At 61.2% G+C, this 22,561-nt stretch carries 22 protein-coding genes; 12 read left to right on the top strand and 10 right to left on the bottom strand.

Translation table 11 applies throughout. The annotated features are described in order from the left end of the window. Positions 1-25: 25 nt before the first annotated feature. Positions 26-682 (bottom strand): PAQR family membrane homeostasis protein TrhA, encoded by a 657-nt coding sequence (gene trhA, locus QVP03_RS02750; protein WP_018696483.1) that lies wholly within the window; start codon positions 680-682, stop codon positions 26-28. 81 nt (positions 683-763) lie between these two features. On the opposite strand from trhA, the gene QVP03_RS02745 reads away from it, so the two are divergent. The 9 genes from QVP03_RS02745 (at position 764) to argH (ending at position 11,596) form a co-directional block, all read left to right on the top strand. Further along, the gene (locus QVP03_RS02745; protein ID WP_018696484.1) at positions 764-2,962 is read left to right on the top strand and encodes a RelA/SpoT family protein; all 2,199 of its coding nucleotides are present in this window, start codon (positions 764-766) and stop codon (positions 2,960-2,962) included. 32 nt (positions 2,963-2,994) lie between these two features. Continuing rightward, a complete protein-coding gene (locus QVP03_RS02740; RefSeq protein WP_018696485.1) occupies positions 2,995-3,615 on the top strand; it encodes a GNAT family N-acetyltransferase in 621 nt (206 codons plus the stop codon). 18 nt (positions 3,616-3,633) lie between these two features. Further along, a complete protein-coding gene (argG, locus tag QVP03_RS02735; RefSeq protein WP_018696486.1) occupies positions 3,634-4,836 on the top strand; it encodes an argininosuccinate synthase in 1,203 nt (400 codons plus the stop codon). Beyond that, positions 4,833-5,795, top strand: coding sequence for an N-acetyl-gamma-glutamyl-phosphate reductase (gene argC, locus QVP03_RS02730; protein ID WP_022332109.1), 963 nt, complete (start codon positions 4,833-4,835; stop codon positions 5,793-5,795). Before argG ends, argC begins: the two co-directional genes overlap by 4 nt. A 211-nt stretch (positions 5,796-6,006) precedes the next feature. After that, positions 6,007-7,137, top strand: coding sequence for an aspartate aminotransferase family protein (locus QVP03_RS02725; RefSeq protein WP_022332108.1), 1,131 nt, complete (start codon positions 6,007-6,009; stop codon positions 7,135-7,137). Positions 7,138-7,283: 146 nt separating this feature from the next. Then, positions 7,284-8,240 carry an ornithine carbamoyltransferase gene (locus tag QVP03_RS02720; RefSeq protein ID WP_022332107.1) on the top strand — a complete coding sequence of 319 codons (957 nt, stop codon included), beginning with the start codon at positions 7,284-7,286 and terminating at the stop codon, positions 8,238-8,240. Beyond that, entirely contained in the window at positions 8,240-9,031 is a 792-nt protein-coding gene (gene argB / locus QVP03_RS02715) for an acetylglutamate kinase (RefSeq protein WP_022332106.1), read from the top strand. The genes QVP03_RS02720 and argB overlap by 1 nt, the downstream gene beginning before the upstream one ends. Positions 9,032-9,091: 60 nt before the next feature. After that, complete coding sequence (locus tag QVP03_RS02710; RefSeq protein WP_022332105.1) at positions 9,092-10,153, top strand: M20 family metallo-hydrolase; 1,062 nt, start codon at positions 9,092-9,094, stop codon at positions 10,151-10,153. 144 nt (positions 10,154-10,297) lie between these two features. After that, on the top strand, positions 10,298-11,596 hold the full coding sequence (gene argH, locus QVP03_RS02705; RefSeq protein ID WP_022332104.1) for an argininosuccinate lyase: 1,299 nt from the start codon (positions 10,298-10,300) through the stop codon (positions 11,594-11,596). A 148-nt stretch (positions 11,597-11,744) separates the two neighbouring features. Here argH and efp read toward each other — a convergent pair whose 3' ends face one another. The 3 genes from efp to QVP03_RS02690 all read right to left on the bottom strand — a co-directional run bounded on the left by efp (position 11,745) and on the right by QVP03_RS02690 (position 13,496). Next, complete coding sequence (efp, locus tag QVP03_RS02700) at positions 11,745-12,311, bottom strand: elongation factor P (protein WP_018696504.1); 567 nt, start codon at positions 12,309-12,311, stop codon at positions 11,745-11,747. Between the two features lie 62 nt (positions 12,312-12,373). After that, positions 12,374-12,922 (bottom strand): UbiX family flavin prenyltransferase, encoded by a 549-nt coding sequence (locus tag QVP03_RS02695; RefSeq protein WP_022332103.1) that lies wholly within the window; start codon positions 12,920-12,922, stop codon positions 12,374-12,376. A 1-nt stretch (position 12,923) separates the two neighbouring features. After that, positions 12,924-13,496 carry a polysaccharide deacetylase family protein gene (locus QVP03_RS02690; RefSeq protein WP_018696506.1) on the bottom strand — a complete coding sequence of 191 codons (573 nt, stop codon included), beginning with the start codon at positions 13,494-13,496 and terminating at the stop codon, positions 12,924-12,926. 125 nt (positions 13,497-13,621) lie between these two features. Between QVP03_RS02690 and QVP03_RS02685 the strand changes: the two genes are divergently transcribed. Both QVP03_RS02685 and cls read left to right on the top strand, forming a co-directional pair. Then, on the top strand, positions 13,622-14,647 hold the full coding sequence (locus tag QVP03_RS02685) for a DUF4837 family protein (RefSeq protein WP_022332102.1): 1,026 nt from the start codon (positions 13,622-13,624) through the stop codon (positions 14,645-14,647). A 40-nt stretch (positions 14,648-14,687) separates the two neighbouring features. Beyond that, the gene (gene cls, locus QVP03_RS02680; protein WP_018696508.1) at positions 14,688-16,103 is read left to right on the top strand and encodes a cardiolipin synthase; all 1,416 of its coding nucleotides are present in this window, start codon (positions 14,688-14,690) and stop codon (positions 16,101-16,103) included. A gap of 20 nt (positions 16,104-16,123) precedes the next feature. Here the strand turns inward: cls and QVP03_RS02675 are convergent, their stop codons facing one another. Genes QVP03_RS02675 through surE form a run of 4 tightly spaced genes read right to left on the bottom strand, consistent with a single transcriptional unit; the run spans position 16,124 to position 19,011 of the window. Next, on the bottom strand, positions 16,124-16,573 hold the full coding sequence (locus tag QVP03_RS02675; RefSeq protein ID WP_022332101.1) for a DUF2059 domain-containing protein: 450 nt from the start codon (positions 16,571-16,573) through the stop codon (positions 16,124-16,126). A gap of 23 nt (positions 16,574-16,596) precedes the next feature. Further along, positions 16,597-17,232, bottom strand: coding sequence for a response regulator (locus QVP03_RS02670; protein WP_022332100.1), 636 nt, complete (start codon positions 17,230-17,232; stop codon positions 16,597-16,599). Position 17,233: 1 nt separating this feature from the next. After that, the gene (locus tag QVP03_RS02665) at positions 17,234-18,208 is read right to left on the bottom strand and encodes a sensor histidine kinase (protein ID WP_022332099.1); all 975 of its coding nucleotides are present in this window, start codon (positions 18,206-18,208) and stop codon (positions 17,234-17,236) included. A gap of 29 nt (positions 18,209-18,237) precedes the next feature. After that, a complete protein-coding gene (gene surE, locus QVP03_RS02660) occupies positions 18,238-19,011 on the bottom strand; it encodes a 5'/3'-nucleotidase SurE (RefSeq protein ID WP_018696512.1) in 774 nt (257 codons plus the stop codon). 277 nt (positions 19,012-19,288) lie between these two features. Between surE and rplS the strand changes: the two genes are divergently transcribed. Then, entirely contained in the window at positions 19,289-19,669 is a 381-nt protein-coding gene (rplS, locus tag QVP03_RS02655; RefSeq protein ID WP_018696513.1) for a 50S ribosomal protein L19, read from the top strand. Between the two features lie 386 nt (positions 19,670-20,055). Here rplS and QVP03_RS02650 read toward each other — a convergent pair whose 3' ends face one another. Then, on the bottom strand, positions 20,056-21,342 hold the full coding sequence (locus QVP03_RS02650) for an MFS transporter (protein WP_022332098.1): 1,287 nt from the start codon (positions 21,340-21,342) through the stop codon (positions 20,056-20,058). Between the two features lie 37 nt (positions 21,343-21,379). Beyond that, positions 21,380-22,369: a polyprenyl synthetase family protein gene (locus QVP03_RS02645; protein ID WP_022332097.1), complete on the bottom strand. Its 990-nt coding sequence runs from the start codon at positions 22,367-22,369 to the stop codon at positions 21,380-21,382. Positions 22,370-22,561: the final 192 nt, after the last annotated feature.

The raw sequence follows: 22,561 nt of genomic DNA, 5'->3' as shown, positions 1-22,561 counted from the left end.
GAAACGCACGGCAATGCGGGCCCCGTCAGTAGAGGAAAAACACGATCCCGATGAAATGCGCCACGACCGCAAGGTTGATCAGCAGATGCCATACCATGTGGTGGTAGCGAAACCCCTGCCGGGCATAGAACCAGGCGCCGAGCGTGTAGAGCACGCCGCCCCCTGCGATCAGCACCAGCAGCGCCGTCGAGGCCTGCCGCACGAAAAGCGGCAGGAAGAAGATGATCGTCCACCCCATCACCAGATAAATCGTCAGGCTGATGGCCGGGATCGAGTTGCGCGACAACGACTTGTAAAAGATGCCGAACAGCACCATCGCCCACTGCAGGATGGTGATGAATATCCCCTGCCAGCCGCCGATGACCGACAAGGCGATCGGGGTGTAACTGCCGGCGATCGCCACATAGATGAAGATATGGTCGAGGATATGGAAAACGGCCTTGTGCTTCGACGCCGGGTTCATCGAATGGTAGAGCGTCGAGGCAAGGAACATCAGGAAGATCGAGATCACGAAAATGCTCACCGAAACCGATGCCGTAACCGGGTTGGGGTCATGCACGTAGGCCCACACGGCGGCAAACGGGAGCGCCACGAGAGCCACGAGCGACATCACTCCGTGCGTAACCGTGTTGGCGATCTCCTCGCCCACGGTCGGAATATAAACATCCTTTTTATTTGCCATAACGCTGTGTATTGGTCTGACGTGCCAAATTTATGAAATTTTTTCATATCTTTGCCAGCAAGGTTAAGCGGTTAGGCAAAAATGGACTTTTCACGGTATGAAAATCTCCGCACGCTCGTGCGCGCGAACTTCTCGGAGCAGACCCGGGCCCTCGTCGACGAGGCGCTCGTCTACGCCGACGGGAAGCTCACGGGCCTGTGCCGCTATGACGGCACGCCGCTGCTCGACCATGCCGTAGCCGTGGCTATGGTCGTAATCTCGGAAGTGGGCCTCGGCCGCAACTCCACGGTCTCGGCCATCCTGCACGACGTGGTGCGCCTGGCCCACAAGCAGCTCCCCGCCGAAGAGTTCCTCGCCCTGACCGCCGACATCCGCGACCGCTTCGGCGAACAGGTCGTCGGCCTCACAATGGGCCTTGCGAACATCTCCGAACTGAAACTGAAGGTCGCCAAGGAACAGGCCGACAATTTCCGCGACCTGCTGGTTTCCTATTCGGAAGACCCGCGCGTGATCCTCATCAAGCTGGCCGACCGGCTCGAAGTGATGCGCTCGCTCGAAATGTTCCCGCGTGAAAAATGGCGCAAGAAGAGCTGGGAGTCGATGAACCTCTACGCCCAGATCGCCCATAAACTGGGTCTTTACAGCCTCAAGAGCGAACTGGAGGACATCGCACTGAAATACCTCGAACCCAAGGACTACGAACATATCGTCACCAAGCTCGAAGAGAGCGCCGAGGAGCGCAGGGCTTTCATCGCGCGGTTCCTGGTGCCCATCGAGGAGAGGCTCGGCAAGCTGGGCATCAAATACCACATCAAGAGCCGCACCAAGTCGATTTTCTCGATCTGGACGAAGATGCACAAGCAGAACGTCCCGTTCGAAGGGGTCTACGACATCTTCGCCATCCGCATCATCATCGACTGCGACAAGGAACAGGAGAAACAGCAGTGCTGGACGGCCTATTCCATCGTCACGGATTTCTACACGCCCAACCCCAACCGCATGCGCGACTGGATCTCGATCCCGAAATCCAACGGGTACGAATCGCTGCACACCACCGTGTCGGCCGGCGGCCGGTGGGTCGAGGTGCAGATCCGCACCGAACGCATGGACGCCGTGGCCGAACGCGGCATCGCGGCGCACTGGCGCTACAAGGGGGTCAACCAGGGAGCCCAAACCAGCGAAATGTGGCTGGGACGCCTGCGCGAACTGCTCGAGGACACCACGCATTCGCTGGCGCAGCGCTTCGACGCCAAGCCGGCCTCGGGCGAGATCTTCGTCTTCACGCCCAACGGCGACCTGCGGAAATTGCCCGAGGGGGCTTCGCTCCTGGACTTCGCGTTCGACATCCACACCTCGCTGGGTTCCACGTGCGTGGGGGGCAAGGTCAACAACCGGGCGGTCTCGATCCGCGAACAGCTCCACAACGGCGACATCGTCGAAATCCTGACCCAGAAGAACCAGACGCCCAAGTCCGACTGGCTCAACTTCGTAGTCACGTCGAAGGCCCGCAACAAGATCAAGTCCTACCTGCGCGAAGAGCAGGCCAAACATACGCGCATGGGACGCGAAGAGCTCGAACGCAAGCTCAAGAACTGGAAATTCACGCTGACCATCGACGAGGCGGTGGCCTACCTGGTCAAATACTTCAAGGTTCGCACCGGCACGGAGGTTTACGCACTGATCGCCACGCAGAAAGTCGACTTGGGCACGATCAAGGAGATCCTCGCCCGCCATATTTCGGGTGAGGCCGACGAACAGCGCCGTGCCGCCGCGGCCGAAGCCGAGCGCAACAAGGTGCACAACGTCAAGGAGAGCACCGCGCCGCAGGACGCGCTGGTGATCGACGACGACATCTCGAAGATCCAGTACAAGCTGGCCAAATGCTGCAACCCGATCAAGGGCGACGACGTTTTCGGGTTCGTGACGATCAACTCGGGCATCACGATCCACCGCAACGACTGCCCCAATGCCAAGCGCATGCGCGAGAACTACCCCTACCGGGTTATCGAAGCGCGCTGGCGTTCGACAGCCGAGGGTGCCTTCCGCGTCTCGATCCGCATCGTGGCGGCCGACACGACGGGCATGGCCAACCACATCACCGAGGTCATCAGCCGCGACCTGAAGCTCAACATCCGCTCGATCAACTTCTCATCGCTCGCCAACGGGTGCATCGGGGGCACGGTGAGCGTCGAGGTGCCCGGCGCGGGCGTCGTGGACACGCTCATCCACTCCATCATGCGGATCAAGGGCGTGCAGCGCGCCTTCCGTATCAACAACTGATTCATACCACAATTTTACCCACATAAAAGTAAATGAATAACAACTCTATCAGCGTCGTATTTGCCGACTCGTCACACGCGCACTACGCCCAGCGTATCTGCGATCTGATCTACGAGTCGGCATTGCAGCGTGGCACGGGCATCGCCAAGCGTTCGCCCGAATACATCGCCGCAAAAATGACCGGTGGCAAGGCCGTCGTGGCGCTGGACGGTGAGAAACTTATCGGTTTCAGCTACATCGAGTGTTGGGGACACGGCGATTTCGTCGCGACCTCGGGACTTATCGTCGACCCGGAGTACCGCCATATGGGACTCGCGGAGCAGATCAAGCGACGAACATTCGAGCTGGCCCGACGACGATTCCCGTACGCCAAGTTATTCAGTATTACGACGTCGCTGCCCGTGATGAAACTCAATTCGCGCATGGGCTACACTCCGGTGACCTTTTCCGAGCTCACCGAGGACGAGGAGTTCTGGCGGGGTTGCCAGGGGTGCTGCAACTACGACATCCTGCAACGCAACAACCGGCGCATGTGCCTCTGCACGGGTATGCTCTACGACCCTGCCAAGGAACCCCCGCAGGTACAGTCGCGCATGGCGCCCTACGTCATGTTCTTCAAAAACAAGTTCAAAAAATTATTCCACCTGAAATAAACAAAACGATATAAGAAAATGGGAAAGCAAAAAGTAGTTCTGGCATTCAGCGGAGGTCTCGACACCTCGTTCTGCGTGAAATACCTCTCCGAGGATAAAGGGTACGATGTCTATACGGCCATCGCCAACACGGGCGGCTTCTCGAAGGAGGAGCTTGCGAACATCGAAAAACGCGCCCTGGCGCTGGGCGCCGTGAAGCACGCCACGCTCGACATCGAGCAGGAATACTACGAAAAGAGCATCAAATACATGATCTACGGCGACATCCTGCGCAACGGCACCTACCCCATTTCGGTCAGCTCGGAGCGTATTTTCCAGGCCATCGCCATCATCGAATACGCCAAGTCGATCGGCGCCGACTGCGTGGCCCACGGCTCGACGGGCGCCGGCAACGACCAGGTGCGTTTCGACCTGACGTTCCAGGTACTGGCACCCGAGATCGAGATCATCACCCCGACGCGCGACATGACCCTGACGCGCGAATACGAGATCAACTACCTCCGCGAGCACGGCTTCGAGGCCGACTTCAAGAAGATGGAATACTCGATCAACAAGGGGCTCTGGGGCACGTCGATCGGCGGCAAGGAGACGCTCCGCTCGGAGCAGACGCTGCCCGAGCAGGCCTACCCGAGCCAGGTTACGGCCCACGCCGAGGAGCGCCTGAAGATCACCTTCCACGAGGGTGAGATCGCTGCCGTGAACGGCAAGCCCTACGCCGACAAGGTCGAGGCCATCCGCGCCGTCGAGGCCATCGGTTCGAAATTCGGCATCGGCCGCGACATGCACATCGGCGACACGATCATCGGCATCAAGGGCCGCGTAGGCTTCGAGGCCGCCGCCCCGATGCTCATCATCGCTGCACACAGGATGCTTGAGAAACACACCCAGACCAAATGGCAGATCTACTGGAAAGAGCAGGTCGCCAACTGGTACGGCATGTTCCTGCACGAGGCGCAATACCTCGAACCGGTGATGCGCGACATCGAAGCGATGCTCGCCTCCTCGCAGCGCAACGTCACGGGTACGGTCGAGCTGATCCTGCGTCCGTACAGCTACACGCTCGTGGGCGTCGATTCGACCTTCGACCTGATGAAGACCGACTTCGGCGAATACGGCGAGGTCAACAAGGCCTGGACGGCCGACGACGTGAAGGGCTTCACGAAGATCCTCGGCAACCAGATCAAGATTTACCACAACGTCCAGAAACGCAACAAGAAATGATCCGGATCGGCATCATCGGAGGCGCCGGGTATACCGCCGGCGAACTGATCCGCCTGCTGCTCGCCCACCCGCAGGCCCGAATCGTCTTCGTCCACAGCACGAGCAACGCGGGCAACCGCCTGGCCGACGTACACGGGGGACTGGAGGGCGACACCGAAATGCGTCTGAGCGACGCATACGACCTCCGGGCCATCGACGTGCTGTTCCTCTGTTCGGCACACGGCGAGAGCCGCAAATGGATGGAGGCGAACACGGTACCCGCAGGCGTGAAGGTCATCGACCTCGCGCAGGATTTCCGCGACGAGAGCGACGGGTTCGTCTACGGGCTCCCCGAGCTGAACCGCGACCGTATCCGCACGGCACAGCGCGTCGCCAACCCGGGCTGCTTCGCCACGGCGATCCAGCTGGCACTGCTCCCGCTCGCGGCGGCGGGACTATTGACCGGCGAAGTGCATGTGACGGCCGTGACCGGCTCGACGGGCGCGGGGGTGAAGCCCTCGGCCACGACCCATTTCAGCTGGCGTTCGGACAACATCTCGGTCTACAAAGCCTTCACGCACCAGCACCTCGTGGAAATCGGACGCAACCTGCGGCAGCTGGAACCCTCGTTCGACCAGGCAGTGAACTTCGTGCCGATGCGCGGCGATTTCACGCGGGGCATCCTGGCAAGCGTCTACACCGCCTGTCCGCTCGATGAAGAGGCTGCGCGCAAACTCTACGCCGACTATTACGCCGCGGCAGCCTTCACGCACGCCACGACGCGCAGCATCGACCTCAAACAGGTCGTCAACACCAACAAGGCGCTCGTGGGCGTGTCGAAATACGGCGACAAGCTGCACATCGTCTCGGTGATCGACAACCTGCTCAAAGGCGCTTCGGGACAGGCCGTGCAGAACATGAACCTGATGTTCGGGCTCGACGAAACCGCAGGGTTGCGACTGAAGGCAAGCGCTTTTTAAAAAGCACCTTGCATCCAAAGCCGCCTTTTTGCGGCAAAAAACGACAGGCAATTCCGCGTTGCCGTTCGAGGAGGGAAACCGGCAGGATAAAGGCCGGGCGTCAAAAAAAGCGGGGGGGGGCGGTTTGCCCGCAAGCCCGCGAAGGCGCCCGTTTTAGCGCAGCCTTCCTGCCGCCCCGCAGAGAACGACATGCGGATAAAAACTTTACACAATGACACTATTCAACGTATATTCCTTATATCCCGTAGAGCCCGTCCGGGGCAAGGGCTGCCTGGTCTACGACGCGGCAGGCACCGAATACCTCGACCTCTACGGCGGACATGCCGTCATCTCGATCGGCCATGCCCAGCCCGACTACGTACGGGCAATCTCCGAGCAGGCCGCACGGCTGGGGTTCTATTCCAACTCGGTCGAAAACTCGCTCCAGACCACGCTGGCCGAAAAGCTGGGCCGCGCATCGGGCTATGACGATTACAGCCTCTTCCTCTGCAACTCGGGAGCGGAGGCGAACGAGAACGCCCTGAAACTGGCCTCGTTCCACACCGGCCGCACGAAGGTGCTGGCCTTTTCCAAGGCATTCCACGGCCGTACCGCAGGCGCCGTCGCCGCAACGGACAACCCTGCGATCTGCGCCCCCTTCAACCGCACGGCCAACGTGGAATTCGTACCGCTGAACGACCTCGCTGCCGCGCGCGCGAAACTCGCCATGGGCGAGTTCGCAGCCGTCATCATCGAAGGCATCCAGGGCGTGGCCGGCATCCACTGTCCCACGGACGATTTCCTGCGCGGACTGCGCAAGGCGGCGACCGAAACCGGCACGCAGCTTATCCTCGACGAGATACAGTCGGGCTACGGACGCACGGGACACTTCTTCGCCCACCAGGCAGCCGGCATCCGCCCCGATCTGATCACCACGGCCAAAGGCATGGGCAACGGCTTCCCGATCGGCGGCGTGCTGATCGCGCCCCATTTCGAGGCGCGCCCCGGGCTGCTGGGCACAACCTTCGGCGGCAACCACCTCGCCTGCGCGGCGGCCATCGCCGTACTCGACGTGATGGAGCGCGACGGGCTCGTCGAGAACGCCGCCACGGTCGGCGAATACCTGCTCGGGGAACTGCATAAGATTGGCGGGCTGAAAGAAGTCCGCGGTCGCGGACTGATGATCGGCATCGAGATCGACGGTTCCGGCGCGGAGTTCCGCAAGCGGCTGCTTTTCGGGAAACATGTCTTCACGGGCGGGGCAGGCGCCTCGACCGTGCGGCTGCTGCCGGCACTGTGCCTCACGCGCGAACATGCAGACCGGTTCCTCGACGCATTCGATGCGACGCTCCGCGGGAAATAAGTAATCCCGCTCCCCATCGCGGCAAGACCCCTTAGCGGAGGGGATTCAGCGGAGGGCAGACTCGTACACGCGGTGTTCCGCCGCGGACGAAAGCCCCCGCAAGCAACACGACGGATAAAACAAACTAAAGCCAAAACAAAAACGACATGCATAAATTTACCTGCGCAGCAGACATCGGCGACCTGCCGACAGCCGTCGCCGAAGCCATGGAGATCAAACGCGACCGGTTCCAGTTCACGGGGCTCGGCCGCAACAAAACCCTGCTGATGCTGTTCTTCAATTCGAGCCTCCGCACGCGGCTCTCGACGCAGAAGGCGGCGATGAACCTCGGCATGAACGTCATGGTATTGGACGTCAACCAGGGCGCCTGGAGGCTCGAAACCGAGCGCGGCGTGGTGATGGACGGCGACAAGGCCGAACACCTGCTCGAAGCCATCCCCGTCATGGGATCGTACTGCGACGTGATCGGCGTACGGTCGTTCGCCCGCTTCCACGACAAGGCCGAAGACTACGAGGAACGCGTACTGGAACAGTTCATCCGCTACTCGGGGCGCCCCGTATTCTCGATGGAGGCCGCCACGCGGCATCCGCTGCAAAGCTTCGCCGACCTGATTACCATCGAGGAGTACAAGACCACGGAGCGCCCGAAGGTCGTGATGACCTGGGCGCCGCACCCCAACGCCCTGCCGCAGGCCGTACCCAACTCATTCGCCGAGTGGATGAACGCCGCCGGCTACGACTTCGTCATCACCCATCCCGAAGGCTACGAGCTCGCCCCGCAGTTCGTCGGCAACGCCCGCGTCGAATACGACCAGCGCAAAGCGCTCGAAGGGGCGGATTTCGTCTATGCCAAGAACTGGGCGGCCTATGCCGACCCCGATTACGGGAAGGTGCTCAGCCGCGACCGGAGCTGGACGGTGGACGCCGAAAAGATGGCGCTCACCCACGACGCCTATTTCATGCACTGCCTGCCCGTGCGGCGCAACATGATCGTCACGGACGAAGTGATCGAATCGCCGCGCTCGCTGGTGATCCCCGAGGCCGCCAACCGCGAGATCTCGGCACAGGTAGTACTCAAAAGGTTGCTGGAGGGGTTGAAGTGATGGAAAAAATCACGGTAGTAAAAATCGGGGGCAACGTCATCGACGACCCCGCGGCCCTGCGAGGCTTCCTCGCGGACTTCGCCTCGCTGCCCGGGGCGAAGATCCTCGTCCACGGAGGCGGCAAGCTCGCCACGCGCCTCGCCCAGAAACTCGAACTGCAGGTGCAGATGGTCGACGGGCGCCGCATCACCGACAAGGGCACGCTCGACATCGTGACGATGGTCTACGCCGGGCTGGTCAACAAACAGCTCGTCGCCGGGCTCCAGGCGGCCGGATGCAATGCACTCGGGCTGTCAGGCGCCGACGGCAACGCCGTCATGGCGCGCCGCCGCGCACCCGAACCGATCGACTACGGCTTCGTGGGCGACATCGAAAGTGTCAACCACACGCTGCTCGGGGAACTTCTCGGGGCAGGCGTCACGCCCGTATTCTGCGCCATCATGCATGACGGGCAGGGCACGCTGCTCAACTGCAACGCCGACAGCGTGGCTTCGTCCGTGGCACTCGGCGCCGCCCGGATCGCCCCCACGGAGCTGGTCTTCTGCTTCGAAAAAAACGGCGTGCTGCACGACCCGGACGACGAGACGACGCTCATCCGCGAAATCACGGCCGAGTCGTACGCCGCGCTCAAAGCCGGCGGCATCGTCAGCAAAGGGATGATCCCCAAGGTCGAGAACGCACTGAAAGCCGTTGCCAACGGCGTGCGGAGCGTCACGATCAAACACTCGGAGAACCTGCTGAACGAACCCGGAACGGTACTGCTGAACGACACCGGAACGGTAATCAGGTAATACGCCCGATCCCTGTGGCCGCACGGCCACAGGGGAACGGACAGCCAGCTCACAAACGACATGGATGCAAAAACCAAGGAAGCCATCGACCTGCTCAGGACGCTGATCGCAACGCCCTCCCCGTCGCGCGACGAAAGCCGCACGGCCGACCTCATCTTCGCCTACCTGGCGGAACACGGCGCGGCACCCGAAAGACTACACAACAACGTTTTCGCCCGCTCCGCAGGCTTCGACCCGGCGCGCCCGACGCTGCTCCTGAACTCCCACCACGACACGGTACGCCCCGCAGCCAGCTACACCCGCGACCCGTATGCCCCGACCGTCGAAGGCGACCGCCTCTACGGCCTGGGGAGCAACGACGCCGGGGCTTCGGCGGTGAGCCTCACGCAGACCTTCCTGACGCTGCGCACACGCCCCCTGCCGTTCAACCTCCTGCTGGCGCTTTCGGCCGAAGAGGAGTGCATGGGCGAGCACGGTATGCGCGCCCTGCTGCCGCAGCTGGGACGGATCGACATGGCAATCGTGGGCGAGCCCACGGGGATGCAGGCCGCCGTCGGCGAACGGGGGCTGGTCGTCCTCGACTGCGAAGCCCGCGGCAAAAGCGGCCATGCGGCCCGCAACGAGGGCGTCAACGCGCTCTATATCGCACTCGACGACATCGCCCGCCTGCGTACTTTCCGCTTCGACCGCCGCTCCGACCTGCTGGGCCCCATCGGCATCGCCGTGACGCAGATCGCGGCAGGCACGCAGCATAACGTCGTTCCCGACACCTGCCGTTTCGTGGCCGACGTCCGCACCACGGACGCCTACACCAACGAGGAAACAGTCGAAATCCTGCGTCGGGCACTACGCAGCGAGGTGACGCCCCGCTCGACACGCATCCGTGCCTCGGCGCTCAACGCCGCCCATCCGCTCGCACGGGCGGCCGCCGCCACGGGGCGCGAAAGCTACGTATCGCCCACCACGTCGGACATGGCGCTGATGCCCTTCCCGTCGCTCAAGATGGGGCCGGGGCAATCCTCGCGCTCGCATACGGCCGACGAATTCGTGTTGCTGCCGGAGATCGAAGAGGGCATCGGAATTTACGAAAAATTCATAACACAACTGGCTGAAACCCTCTGATGCCCGCGGCAGGAGACTGCAACCCCGCTGCGAAAGAGCCCCCTCCGAGGCAGATGGCAGCCCGGCAAACGCGGCGCACCGCCGCAAGCCGACGGCCGACGGCAATAGGGAGCCGGTACAAAGAGAGAAACGAATATACACAATATGGCAACGAAACTTTGGGACAAGGGCTTCGAGCCCGACAAGATGATCGAGGAGTATACCGTCGGCAACGACCGCGAACTGGACATGCGGCTGGCGCGCTACGACGTCCAGGGCTCGCTGGCGCATATCGCCATGCTCGAAACGATCGGGCTGCTGACGGCCGGCGAACTGGAAAAGCTGACGGCGGGACTGAAAGAGATCGCCGCCGAGATCGAGGCCGGGCGCTTCGAAATCGAACCCGGCACCGAGGATGTCCACTCGCAGGTGGAGCTGATGCTCACCCGCCGCCTGGGCGACGCCGGCAAGAAAATCCACTCGGGCCGCTCACGCAACGACCAGGTGCTGGTCGACCTCAAACTGTTCCTGCGCGACGAACTGCGCCAGACCGCCGAAGCCGTAAAAACGGTCTTCGACCGCCTGCAAACGCTCAGCGAGCAGTACAAAGAGGTATTGATGCCGGGATACACCCACCTTCAGATCGCCATGCCTTCGTCGTTCGGCCTGTGGTTCGGCGCCTATGCAGAAACGCTGGTGGACGACATGCGGCTCATCGCCGCGGCATGGCACATCGCCAACCAGAACCCGCTGGGCTCGGCCGCCGGATACGGCTCGTCGTTCCCGCTCGACCGTGAGATGACCACGCGCCTGCTGGGTTTCGAAGCGCTGCACTACAACGTCGTGGCGGCACAGATGAGCCGCGGCAAAAGCGAACGCGCCGCCGCCAACGCCATCGCGGCCGTCGCTGCGACCATCGGCCGCCTGGCGATGGACGTCTGCCTGTTCATGAGCCAAAACTTCGGCTTCGTATCGCTGCCCGACAACCTCACCACGGGATCGAGCATCATGCCCCACAAGAAGAACCCCGACGTCTTCGAGATCATGCGCGGCCGCTGCAACCGCCTTCAATCCGTCCCGAACGAGATCGCCCTGCTCACGGCGAACCTTCCCGTCGGCTACCACCGCGACATGCAGCTGCTCAAGGACATCCTGTTCCCGGCGACGACCGAAATCAAACGCACCCTCTCGATGTGCGACTTCATGCTCGCGCACCTGAAGGTCAACACCGACATCCTCGACGAGCGGAAATACGACTACCTCTTCACGGTCGAGGACGTCAACCGCCTCGTACTCGCAGGCGTCCCGTTCCGCGAAGCCTACAAGCAGGTGGGGATGGCCGTACAGCGCGGTGAGTACCGTCCGACGCGCGAGGTGCACCACACCCACGAAGGCAGCATCGGCAACCTCTGCACCGCCCAAATCCGCCGGAAGATGGAGCGCGTGATGTCCGAATTCGAATAACGGGCGCACCGTCCGATCCGCCCCGGACAAAAGGGGCTGTCTGACAAATCTGATTTCAACGATTTCACCCCTGCCAGAGCTTATTCTGACAGGGGTGATTTTCGATTTTCGGGACTTGTTTGACAGCCCCTGCCGGAACGCTGCCGGCTTACTTGATGCGCTCGTAATACTCGCGGGTGCGGGTGTCGACGCGAATCTTGTCGCCCGTGTTGATGAACAGTGGAACGCGCACCGTCGCACCGGTGTTGACCGTAGCGGGTTTGAGCGAGTTGGTCGAAGCGGTGTCGCCCTTGATGCCCGGCTCGGTATAGGTCACCTCCATGTCCACGATCGGGGGAAGCTCGGCCGAAAGCACGGTCTCCTTCTCGGTGTGGAACATCACCTCCACGATCTGGCCGTCGGCCATCAGGTCGTAGTTGGTGATCAGGTTCTTGTCGATGTTGATCTCTTCGAAAGTCTCGGTGTGCATGAAATGCGCCCCCAGGTCATCCTCGTAGGTGAACTGGTAGGGACGGCGTTCCACGCGTACGGGTTCGATCTTCGCCCCTGCCGAGAACGTATTGTCCAGCACGCGGCCCGATTCGAGGTTCTTGAGTTTGGTTCGTACGAAAGCGGGGCCTTTGCCCGGCTTCACATGCTGGAAATCCACGATTTGAAAGGTCTTGCCATCCATTTCGATGCACATACCGATCTTGATGTCAGCTGTAGTTGCCATAAGGTATTGTTTTGAATTGATTTTTTCGTGGGCGCAAAGTTATGAAAAAAATCCGGAATTTCCTATTTCCCCCATTCATAGCGCGGTATATCGACCCCGAGCAATGCTACGGTGCGGTCGGCGACCGTACCGCACAGCTCCTCGATGCCCTGCGGCGCGGCATAGAACGACGGCGATGCGGGCAGGATCACCGCCCCGGCCTCGGTCAGCGCCGCCATGTTGCGCAGGTGTATGAGCGACAGGGGCGTTTCGCGTACGACGAACACCAGCCGGCGCCGCTCCTTGAGCATCACGTCGGCGGCCCGCTCGATCAGGCTCTGCGCCGTGCCGGCGGCCACACGCCCCACGGTACCTACCGTCGACGGCACGACCGCCATGCCGTCGTAACGCGCCGAGCCGCTCGCCGGAGGGGCGAACATGTCGTCGTTCGCATATTCGCGGATGCGCGTGTCCACGGGCAGCGACACCCCCTCGTGCGCCATCACCTCGCGGGCGTGGCGGCTGCACACGAGCGCGATCTCCGACACGCACGGCGAGGCGAGCAGCCGTTCTATCGTCAGGCGGGCATAGATGGCGCCGCTGGCGGCGGTTATGGCGACGACGAACCTCATGTCAGAATTCGATGGCTTTGCATTTGAGCCCCATCTGCCGGATCTTCTCCAGCGTGCGGGGCAGGGCGTAACGCATGTTGCGGAACGCCTTTTCGCTGTCGTGGAACACCACGATGGCCCCCGGGGCAAGGTATTTGGTCACGTTCCGCAGGCAGGTGCGGGGCGAGAGCTTGCGGTTGTAGTCGCGCGAGATGATGTCCCACATCACCAGCTTGTAGCGCTGCCCCAGGAAACGCGCCTGCGCCGGGGTGATCCGCGCATACGGAGGCCGGAACAGCTCGCTGTGAACCAGATCGTTGGCAAAATCCACATCCTCCGTGTAGCGTTCGAGGCTCATCCCCCATCCCTTCTGGTGCGAGTAGGTGTGGTTGCCGACCCTGTGCCCGGCATCGAGGATGCGCTGGTAAAGGTCGGGGTACATTTCGACATTCTTGCCCAGCACGAAGAACGTGGCTTTGGCATCGTACTTGTCCAGCGTGGAAAGTATCCACTCCGTGACACCGGGCGTGGGGCCGTCGTCGAAGGTGAGGAACACGCCGTCCTGGTCGTCGATCTCCCAGATCAGATCCGGCATCAGGCGCCGGATTATTTTCGGTGGTTTTAAACGCATGGCTGCTTATTCCAGGCAAAAATAGTGAAATTCCGCGCTTTTCCGAAAAATATAACTATATTTGTAGTAGATTCAATTCCAGACCGGCTATGAAAACTATCTTCCGTATCGCGCTGGCCGCGGCCGTCGTCGCAACGATGGCAGGTTGCAAGGTATTCAGGACACTGACCGATTCGCGGCTCAAAACCGCACAAGGCGCCCCCTACGAGCTGATCGTCGTCTGCCCGCAGCAGGAGTGGACGGGCGAGGTGGGCGATACGCTGCGCGCGATATTCACGGCACCGATCCCCTACCTCAACCAGACCGAACCGTTGTTCGACGTGCTGCGCGTCACCGAACGCGGGTTCACGGGCATGGTCGCCGACCACCGCAACATCCTCAAGGTACTCAAAGACCCCACGCTCACCGAGTCCAGCGTCGCCGTCCAGTACAACGTGACGTCCGACCCCCAGATCGTGATGACGCTCATGGGGCCCAACGACAAGTCGATCACGGCGTTCCTCTCGGCCAACCGCGGGAACATCGTCCTCGCCCTCGAAAATGCCGAGCGCGACCGCGCCATCAAATACGCGGAGAAATTCAACGAGAAGGGCATACACTACGCCGTCCTGAAAAACTTCGGGGTCGAGATGAACGTACCGAAAGGCTATGCGCTGGCCGCGAACGAACCCGATTTCCTGTGGGCGCGCTACGAATACCCCACGGCCAGCCAGGGCTTCTTCATCTACTCTTACCCCTACGAGGGCAAGGAGTCGCTTTCGCCCGGGGCGCTGCTCGCCGCCCGCAACAAGTTCGCCGCCCGCATTCCCGGCCCGTCGGACGGTTCATATATGACCACCTCCGACGCCTTCGCGCCCGATTTCCGCATGTTCCGCATGGAGGGGCGCCTCTGGTGCGAGATGCGCGGCTTCTGGGACGTGCACGGCGATTTCATGGGCGGCCCGTTCGTAAGCTACACGACCGTCGACACGGCGACCAACCGCGTCTTCACGCTCGACTGCTACATCTACTCGCCCAAAAATCCCAAACGCAACTACATGCGCGGCGTGGAGCACCTGCTCTACCTGGTAAAATTCCCCGCCGCGGAAGCCCCGCAGGAAGAGCAGCGGCAATAGAGCCCGCCCGGCAGCGGTTCGCACCGAAGGAGAAACCCGTATGCAACAAATACTGACATACTTCTTCCTGGTTGTATACTCGATCACGATCCTCGGCATCATTCTGGTCATCATCACCGAAAACCGGAATCCGCTGAAGACCCTGCCGTGGATCATCGTACTGGTACTGGCCCCCGTGGTCGGGCTGGTCTTCTATTTCTTCTTCGGGCAGAACCTCTCCAAGCAGCGCATCATTTCGCGCCGCACCCGCAAGCGCATCACCATGCAGCTCGAAGAGCCCGAACACACCGAAGGCCCCGGCATCCCGCCCCGCTACCGGCCGCTCGCCTCGCTGCTGCTCAATACGCTGCACTCCGTACCGCTCTACGGCAGCCGCATCGCCGTCTATACCGACGGAAAGTCGAAGATGGAGGCGCTGATGGAGGAGATCGCCCGCGCACGGCACCACATCCATATCCAGTATTACATCCTCAACGACGACCAGACGGGTTGCCGCCTGCGGGATGCCCTGGTCGCAAAGGCGCGCGAGGGCGTCCGGGTTCGCATCCTCTACGACGACGTAGGCAGCCGGGGTGCAAAGAACTCCTTTTTCAAAGGGATGCGCGACGCCGGGATTGAAGTATACGCCTTCCTGCACGTCAAATTCCCGCTCTTCACCAGCAAAGTCAATTACCGCAACCACCGCAAGATCGTCGTGATAGACGGCCGCGTCGGATTCATCGGCGGCATGAACATCGCCGACCGCTATGTCCGCGGCACGCAATGGGGCACATGGCGCGACACCCATTTCCGCATCGAAGGCAGCGGTGCCGCCGGGCTCCAGGCCTCGTTCCTGAGCGACTGGTCGGCGACTACGAAAACGCATATTTCGGGGCCGGACTACTACCCGCCCGCCGGACACTTCACCGACGACATCCTGCAAATCGCCCCCAGCGGCCCGTTCGGCAAGTGGCGCGCCCTGCTGCAGGCCGACAGTTACGCCATCGCCCGCGCACGGCAGCGGATCTGGATCCAGACCCCCTACTACCTGCCTTCGGACGTACTCAACACGGCACTGCACGAGGCTGCGCTCGCAGGCATCGACGTACACCTGATGCTCCCGGCCCGTTCCGACTCGAAAGTCGTCGACCTTGCGACCCACTCCTACCTGGACGACATGATGAAGGCGGGGGTGAAAATTTCGTTCTACACCCCGGGGTTCCTGCACTCCAAACTGCTGATCATCGACGACATGCTCTCGGTGATCGGCTCCGCGAACATGGATTTCCGCAGCTTCGAGCACAATTTCGAGATCAACGCCTTCGTCTACGACCGCGAATTCGCAAGCCGCATGGCCGCCATATTCGAAGACGACCTGGCACACTGCCATACCGTCACCCCCGGCGAATGGTTCACCCGCCCGCGCACCCGCCGCGTCGCGGAATCGCTTATGCGCGTCTTTTCGCCGCTGCTGTAAATTTCCGACGCGGCAGGCGGCTATTCGTATCCTCCGGCCTGCAGTTCCCGCTGCAATTCGGTCATGATCTCCTGTCCCAGCGCCGCACCGGCGGACATGCCCTCCTGCATGATCGCAGGGGTCGCACCGACCGCCTTCCGCATGACCGGCTTGGCGTAAAGGGCATTCAGCTCACGCAGATCGGCGAGCGTCAGATATTTGGAATAGATCGGCACATAGATATCGACCATGCGGGCGCGCATCTTCTCATTGAATTTCGAGATTATCTTCTCCCAAACGGCTTCCGAAACCGACGGGGCGGAGGTTTTGAGGTACCCGACCATCTGGGTCATGACCACATCGGCATTCCGGAGCGCCCCGGTCAGCTCCATCATCTCGGCGACCGCATCGCGGTATTCGTCCGACTGCGCACGGGCGGGCAGCGCCGCGGCAAACACGGCGCACACGACAAGGCAAAGGATTTTTTTCATCGGTATGGGGTTTAGGTTAGGTGTCAGATCTCCACGATCCCCTTGCGGATGGCATAGACGACCAGGCTGGCGGTGTTTTTACAGCCGGTCTTTTCGAGGATGTTGGCGCGGTGCTTGTCGACCGTACGTTTCGAGATGAACAGTTCGTCGGCGATCTCCTGGTTCGACAGGCCGCGGCATACGGCCACCAGGATTTCGCGCTCGCGGGCCGAAAGCTCCTCGTCGGGGGCATCCTCGCGCGTACGCATACGCCCCGCGAGCGACGACAGGAGCTGCGGGCTGAAATAGCTGCCCCCGGCCATCACCGTGTCGATGGCCTCGACCACGTCGCCGATGTCCGAGTCCTTGAGCAGGAAACCCCGAGCCCCGGCCTGCACCATGCGCGTATAGTAGCTCTCCTCGCCGAACATCGAAAGGGTAATGATCCTCAGCTCGGGACACCGCGCCAGCGCCCGCTCGGTGGTCTGCGCGCCGTCGATACCGGGCATGGCGAAATCCATGAAAACGATGTCGGCCTCCAACTCCGGCAGCATGGCGAGGAACTCCTCGCCGCTGGCCGCCTCGCCCACCACGCGGCACCCGGCGCAATGCTCCAGCAGCCCCCTGAGCCCGTTGCGGAAAAGCGAATGGTCGTCTACAAGTACGATCGTGCGTTCCATATCATTTGCGTTTGCGGCGGCGGAGCCTCTGCGATGCCTGCTCCTCCTGCGTATTGACACGGATCGCGGCGCGCATCCCCCGGCCTTTGGCACTGGCAATGTCGAACACGCCGCCCAGCGAATTGATGCGCGACGAGATGTTCGAAAGCCCCATGCCGCAGTCCATCATGGCCTGCGGGTTGAACCCCCGCCCGTCGTCCGTATAGTCCAGCGCCAGTTCCGTCCCGTTCTGCGACAGCGAAAGGTTGATCGACGAACAGGCGGCATGCTTGAGCGAGTTGTTGATCAGCTCGCAGATCACCCGGTAGAGGATCACCTCGACGTCCGTATCGAACCGCTCCGAACGGAGGTTGGTCGTGAAGCGGATTTTCACGTCGTGCATCGCGGCGCTCTTGTCGATGAAGTTCTGCACGCCCCGCGCCAGCCCGAAGTCATTGAGCACGTGGGGCGAAAGGTTGTTCGAAATCTCGCGCAGCGAACGGATCGCCTCGTCGATCACATAGGTCGTATTGTCGATGATCTCCTTCTGCTCGGGGCTGCGTTCGTCGCGTGCCAGCGCCGAAAGCGACATCCTCGCCGACGAGAGCAGCGGCCCCAGCCCGTCGTGCAGTTCCTTCGAGAAGCGCGAACGCGCCTTTTCCTCGGTGCGGAGCACGGCCGTGAGGATGCGTTTGTTGAGCAATTGCCGCTGGCGGTTAAGCCTGCCGATGTACTTGAAGAGCTTGTGGGCGTACATCACGCCGATCGACAGGCAGATCGAGATCACGATCCCCAGGTAGGCGAACCACCACCGGGGAACGTACTGCCCGCTGGCCATCAGCAGCTGCACGAACCGCTCGACCGAGAGCAGCGAAAACCCCACGATGAAGAGAATCCACACCGAATTGTACTTGGTAGCCCGCACCAGTTTGAGGGCATATGCCGTCGCGACCGTCTGGATGAGGATGGCGATGACAAGCAGGATCTTAATCAACATAGGAGTCCCGATTTTTTACAAATATAGTATTATTCCAACACATTGGCAAGGGCTGCGAGCTGGCGGTAATCCGTCAGGTCGACCTGCACCGGCACGACCGAAACATAGCCGTGCGCGAGCGCCCACTCGTCGGTATCCTCCGCCCCGGGCTCGCCGTTGACGAAATCGCCCGTGAGCCAGAAATACGCACGGCCCCGCGGGTCTTCGTGGCGGTAAAACTCCTCGCGCCAGAACCCGCGGTTCTGGCGGCAGAGGCGGATGCCGTGCAGTTCGCCGGGCTTGCCTACGGGGACGTTCACATTGAGGCACAACGGGAGTTCGACCTTCTTTTCCAGGACGCTGCGCACGATCCGCTTCCCGTAGACCACCGCCGCCTCGAAATCGGCGTCTGCGCCGTGGTCGTCGAGCGACAGCCCGACCGACGGGCAATCGTAGAAACTGCCTTCGATAGCCGCCCCCATCGTCCCCGAGTAGAGCACGTTCACGGCCGAATTGGAACCGTGGTTGATGCCCGAAATCACCAGGTCGACGCGCTCGTCGCGCAACAGGTAGTCGAAGGCCATCTTCACGCAGTCGACCGGCGTACCGGAAAAGGAATACACTTCCAGCCCCTCCTCCTTCCGCACGCAGCGCAGGTAGAGGGGATTGTACATGGTGATGGCCTGGCTCATGCCGCTCTGCGTCGTCTCGGGTGCCACAACCACCACGCGGCCGAAGGCCCGCGCGACCTCGACGGCCGCCGCCAGCCCCTTCGAATCGTACCCGTCGTCATTGGTTACGAGTATCAGTTTTTCTTCTTTCATAGTCGGTATTTTACCTGCAAAGATAACAATAAATCACGCTCACGGAAGATATTTTCATGCCGCACTTGCACCGAATGAAAAAAACTTCGTATATTTGCAGTCCCTTACGGGGCGTATATCAACCTCTTTCATTGGGCGCTACGCAGTTGCGGGGACACAAGGACGGCACAGCCCGTCCGGCGTGCCGGGAACGCGGAATTACGGATCAGGGTATCCGTATGGTACGGCGGGCGCAGCGGGAATGTTGGGTGCGAAACACATTAAATTTGTTGCAACAATGAACAAAGACGCAATCATCAAGCTCGTCAACGAGCAGATGTGGGCAAAGACGGATGCCGATGTACCGTCGTTCAAGGCCGGTGACACGATCACCGTATCCTACAAAATCATCGAGGGTAACAAGGAGCGCGTACAGAGTTTCCGCGGCGTAGTTATCCAGATCAAGGGTTCGGGCAAGACCAAGATGTTCACGATCCGCAAGGTTTCGAACGGCGTGGGTGTCGAGCGTATCTTCCCCCTCTATTCGCCCCACATCGACAAGATCGAGGTCAACAAGATCGGTGTCGTACGTCGTGCACGCATCTACTACCTGCGCGACCTGACCGGCAAGAAGGCCCGTATCAAGGAGAAGCGCATGACCAGCGCGGACAAGAAATAGTCCGGGCCGTCAGCAAGAAAAAACAGGAAGGTTCCCCTTCCTGTTTTTTTGTGCCCGCCCCCGAAAACTCCCGCCGCCCCGAGTAACGGCCTGTACAGGCGGCCATCTTCGACGGCCTGTTTCAACAGCAACAGAAGTTCCGGCCCGGAATTCCGCCCCGGCCGCGGCCCGCGCCAGCCTGCCGTCCGCACTTACAGGCCCGCCGCCCCGAACTCCCCTCCCGGCGCAGGTTCTCCGCCGCACGATCCGGCATAACCGGGAAAGGCGACGAGCGGAACCCCGAAATATTGGGCATCCCGCCATGAAGCGCCGCTGACAACATGCCGCAAGAAACCCGGCGTTCTCGGAACGCCGGGTTTCCCGTAACTCGCAACCGGTTCTGCGGATTACTCTTCGACCGGAATGTCCTTGTTGACGTTCTTCGAACCTACCAGCGCGTAGAAGAGCATGTAGGCCAGACCTGCGACAACCACCCAGTAGCTCGAGAGGTAACCTGCGAAGTCGGCCACGCCGCCCTGGATCAGCGGGAGGATACCGCCGCCGCAAACCATCACCATGAAGATACCCGAACCCATCGAGGTATACTTGCCAAGGCCTTCGACCGCGAGGTTGAAGATCGTGCCCCACATCACCGAGGTGCAGAGGCCGCAAAGGGTGAAGAAGATCACGCCGACAGGCACTTCCACCATTCCGAACCCGGTTCCGGTGAACACGGGCATCGCACCCATCACGTCCGTCGGGGCGAAGATGCCCACCAGCACGAAGATCAGCGCCAGCGAGGCGACGAACGAAAGCTGCACCTTGCTCGAAATCTTACCGCCCAGCAGGCCGCCCAGCAGACGGCCGCACATCATCAGGAACCAGTAGGTACCCACCAGCGAACCGGCCGCAGCCGCTGCCATGCCCACGCCGCTCGTCGAAGCGTCGGGTGCCGCCGTAAGGAACAGGTTCATGAAGTTGGGAATACCGACCTCGACACCTACATAAATAAAGATGGCGATCGTTCCCAGCAGGAAGTGACGGAACGAAAGGGCGCTGTGCTTGTCCTTGACCTCGGCCTTTTTCTCCTGGATGGCGAACGGCTCGGGAATGTTGACCATGTAGAGCACGACGAATACCACGGCGAAGATGCCCATTGCGATCCACAGTGCGGGAGCTGCGTCGCTGATCGTGGCGTTGGCCGCGTTGCCCATCAGGTAACCCACCAGCACCGGAACGATGGTCGCGGAAATCGAGTTGAGCGAACCGCCGAACTGGATCAGCTGGTTACCCTTCTTGCCGCCGCCGCCGAGCGTATTGAGCATCGGGTTGACGACGGTGTTGAGCATACACATCGAGAAGCCCGAGACGAATGCGCCGATCAGGTAAATCGGGAAACTGCCCGCTTCGCCCGAAAGATACTGGATACCCACGCCGACGAAACCGATTGCCACGGCCGCAAGCGCCGTCTTCTTGTAGCCGATGCGCTTGAGCATCATACCGGCCGGAATCCCCATCACCGCATAGGCGATGAAGTTGGCGAAATTGCCCAGCTGCGACATCCAGTTCGCCACGGCGAACTGGTTCTTGACAATTACGCCCAGCGGATTCGAAAGCCCCGTCACGAATGAGATCATTGCGAAGAGCAAGAACATCATGATGATGGGCAGCGTGTAATTTTTTTTCTGTTCCATACGATTTTATCTGAATTTAGGTTAATGAGTTTCGCGGTTATCTGTCCCTCTCGGCGATGTAGGCGCAAAGGTTAACGAGCGCCGTACGGTACTCCGAGGGCTCGTATTCGGAGAGCATCTCGACGGCCCGCGCTACGTAGCTGCGCATCACTTCGGCGGCAAAAGCCAGCCCGCCCTCGTTCTCGACCGTATTCTGCAAATACTCCACCGATTCCTCCTCCTCGCGGCAGCCGGCCAGCCGCCCGAGCAACTCGGCACGGCGTTCGGGAGTCGCCTTGTCCAGCACCGCTAACAGCGGCAGGGTGATCTTCCCCTCGCGCAGGTCGTTGTTGGCAGGTTTGCCCGTATGCGCCGTACGCATGTAGTCGAGGATGTCGTCCTGTATCTGGAACGCCATGCCGATCGCCTCGCCGAAACGGCGCATCAGCGCCACCTTCTCGCGCGGGGCACCCACGGCCATCGCCCCGGCCGATGCGCTGACCCCGATCAGGCATGCGGTCTTTTTATAAATAATGTCGAGGTACGCCTGGCGCGTCATGGTGTGCTTCTCGGCACACTCGCTCTGCAACACCTCGCCCTCGCACAACGCCGCCATCGAACCGCATACATGCGTCACCAGGTCGAACTGGCCGCTCGAAAGGCCGATATTCATGTTCCTCGCAAGGATGAAGTCGCCCAGTATCACCGCCTTGTGCGACTGCCAGCGGGCATTGGCCGACGGGCGGCCCCGCCGCGTATCCGACTCGTCGATCACGTCGTCGTGGATCAGCGACGCCACGTGGATCATCTCCACGAGCATCGCGGCCAGATGCACCCTCCGCCCTTTGGCCGCACCCTCCACCGGGGAGTTCATCGCCGCCGACAGCATCACCAACAGCGGACGTATGCCCTTCCCGCGCGAGGAAAGCGCATAACGCAGCATGTCGGCAAGCAATTCCCCTTCGGCCGTAAACTGACGGTCGACGAACCCGTCGAACGCCTCCAGTTCCGCAGTCACAGGTTTGCGGATCGTATCGAGTGTAATCATAAAACAAACTTAACCCAGCGGCAACGGACGCAACATCGCCCGGGACGGGCCCGGATAATCCGGACATCCCGCACACCGGGTCGCCGCATATCTTTGGCAAAGATAGTGATTTTTCGCAATCGCGACTCGTCAAGTAAATGTTTTTTCGTACCTTTGCGAAACTTGGATCTTTCACCGGGACAGGCTGCAGCC

The sequence above is a fragment of the Alistipes sp. CAG:29 genome (genome assembly GCF_000435435.1).
GTDB lineage: Bacteria > Bacteroidota > Bacteroidia > Bacteroidales > Rikenellaceae > Alistipes > Alistipes onderdonkii.
Note: the sequence above shows the minus strand (reverse complement) of the source record. Positions and strands in the feature narration are given on the sequence as shown.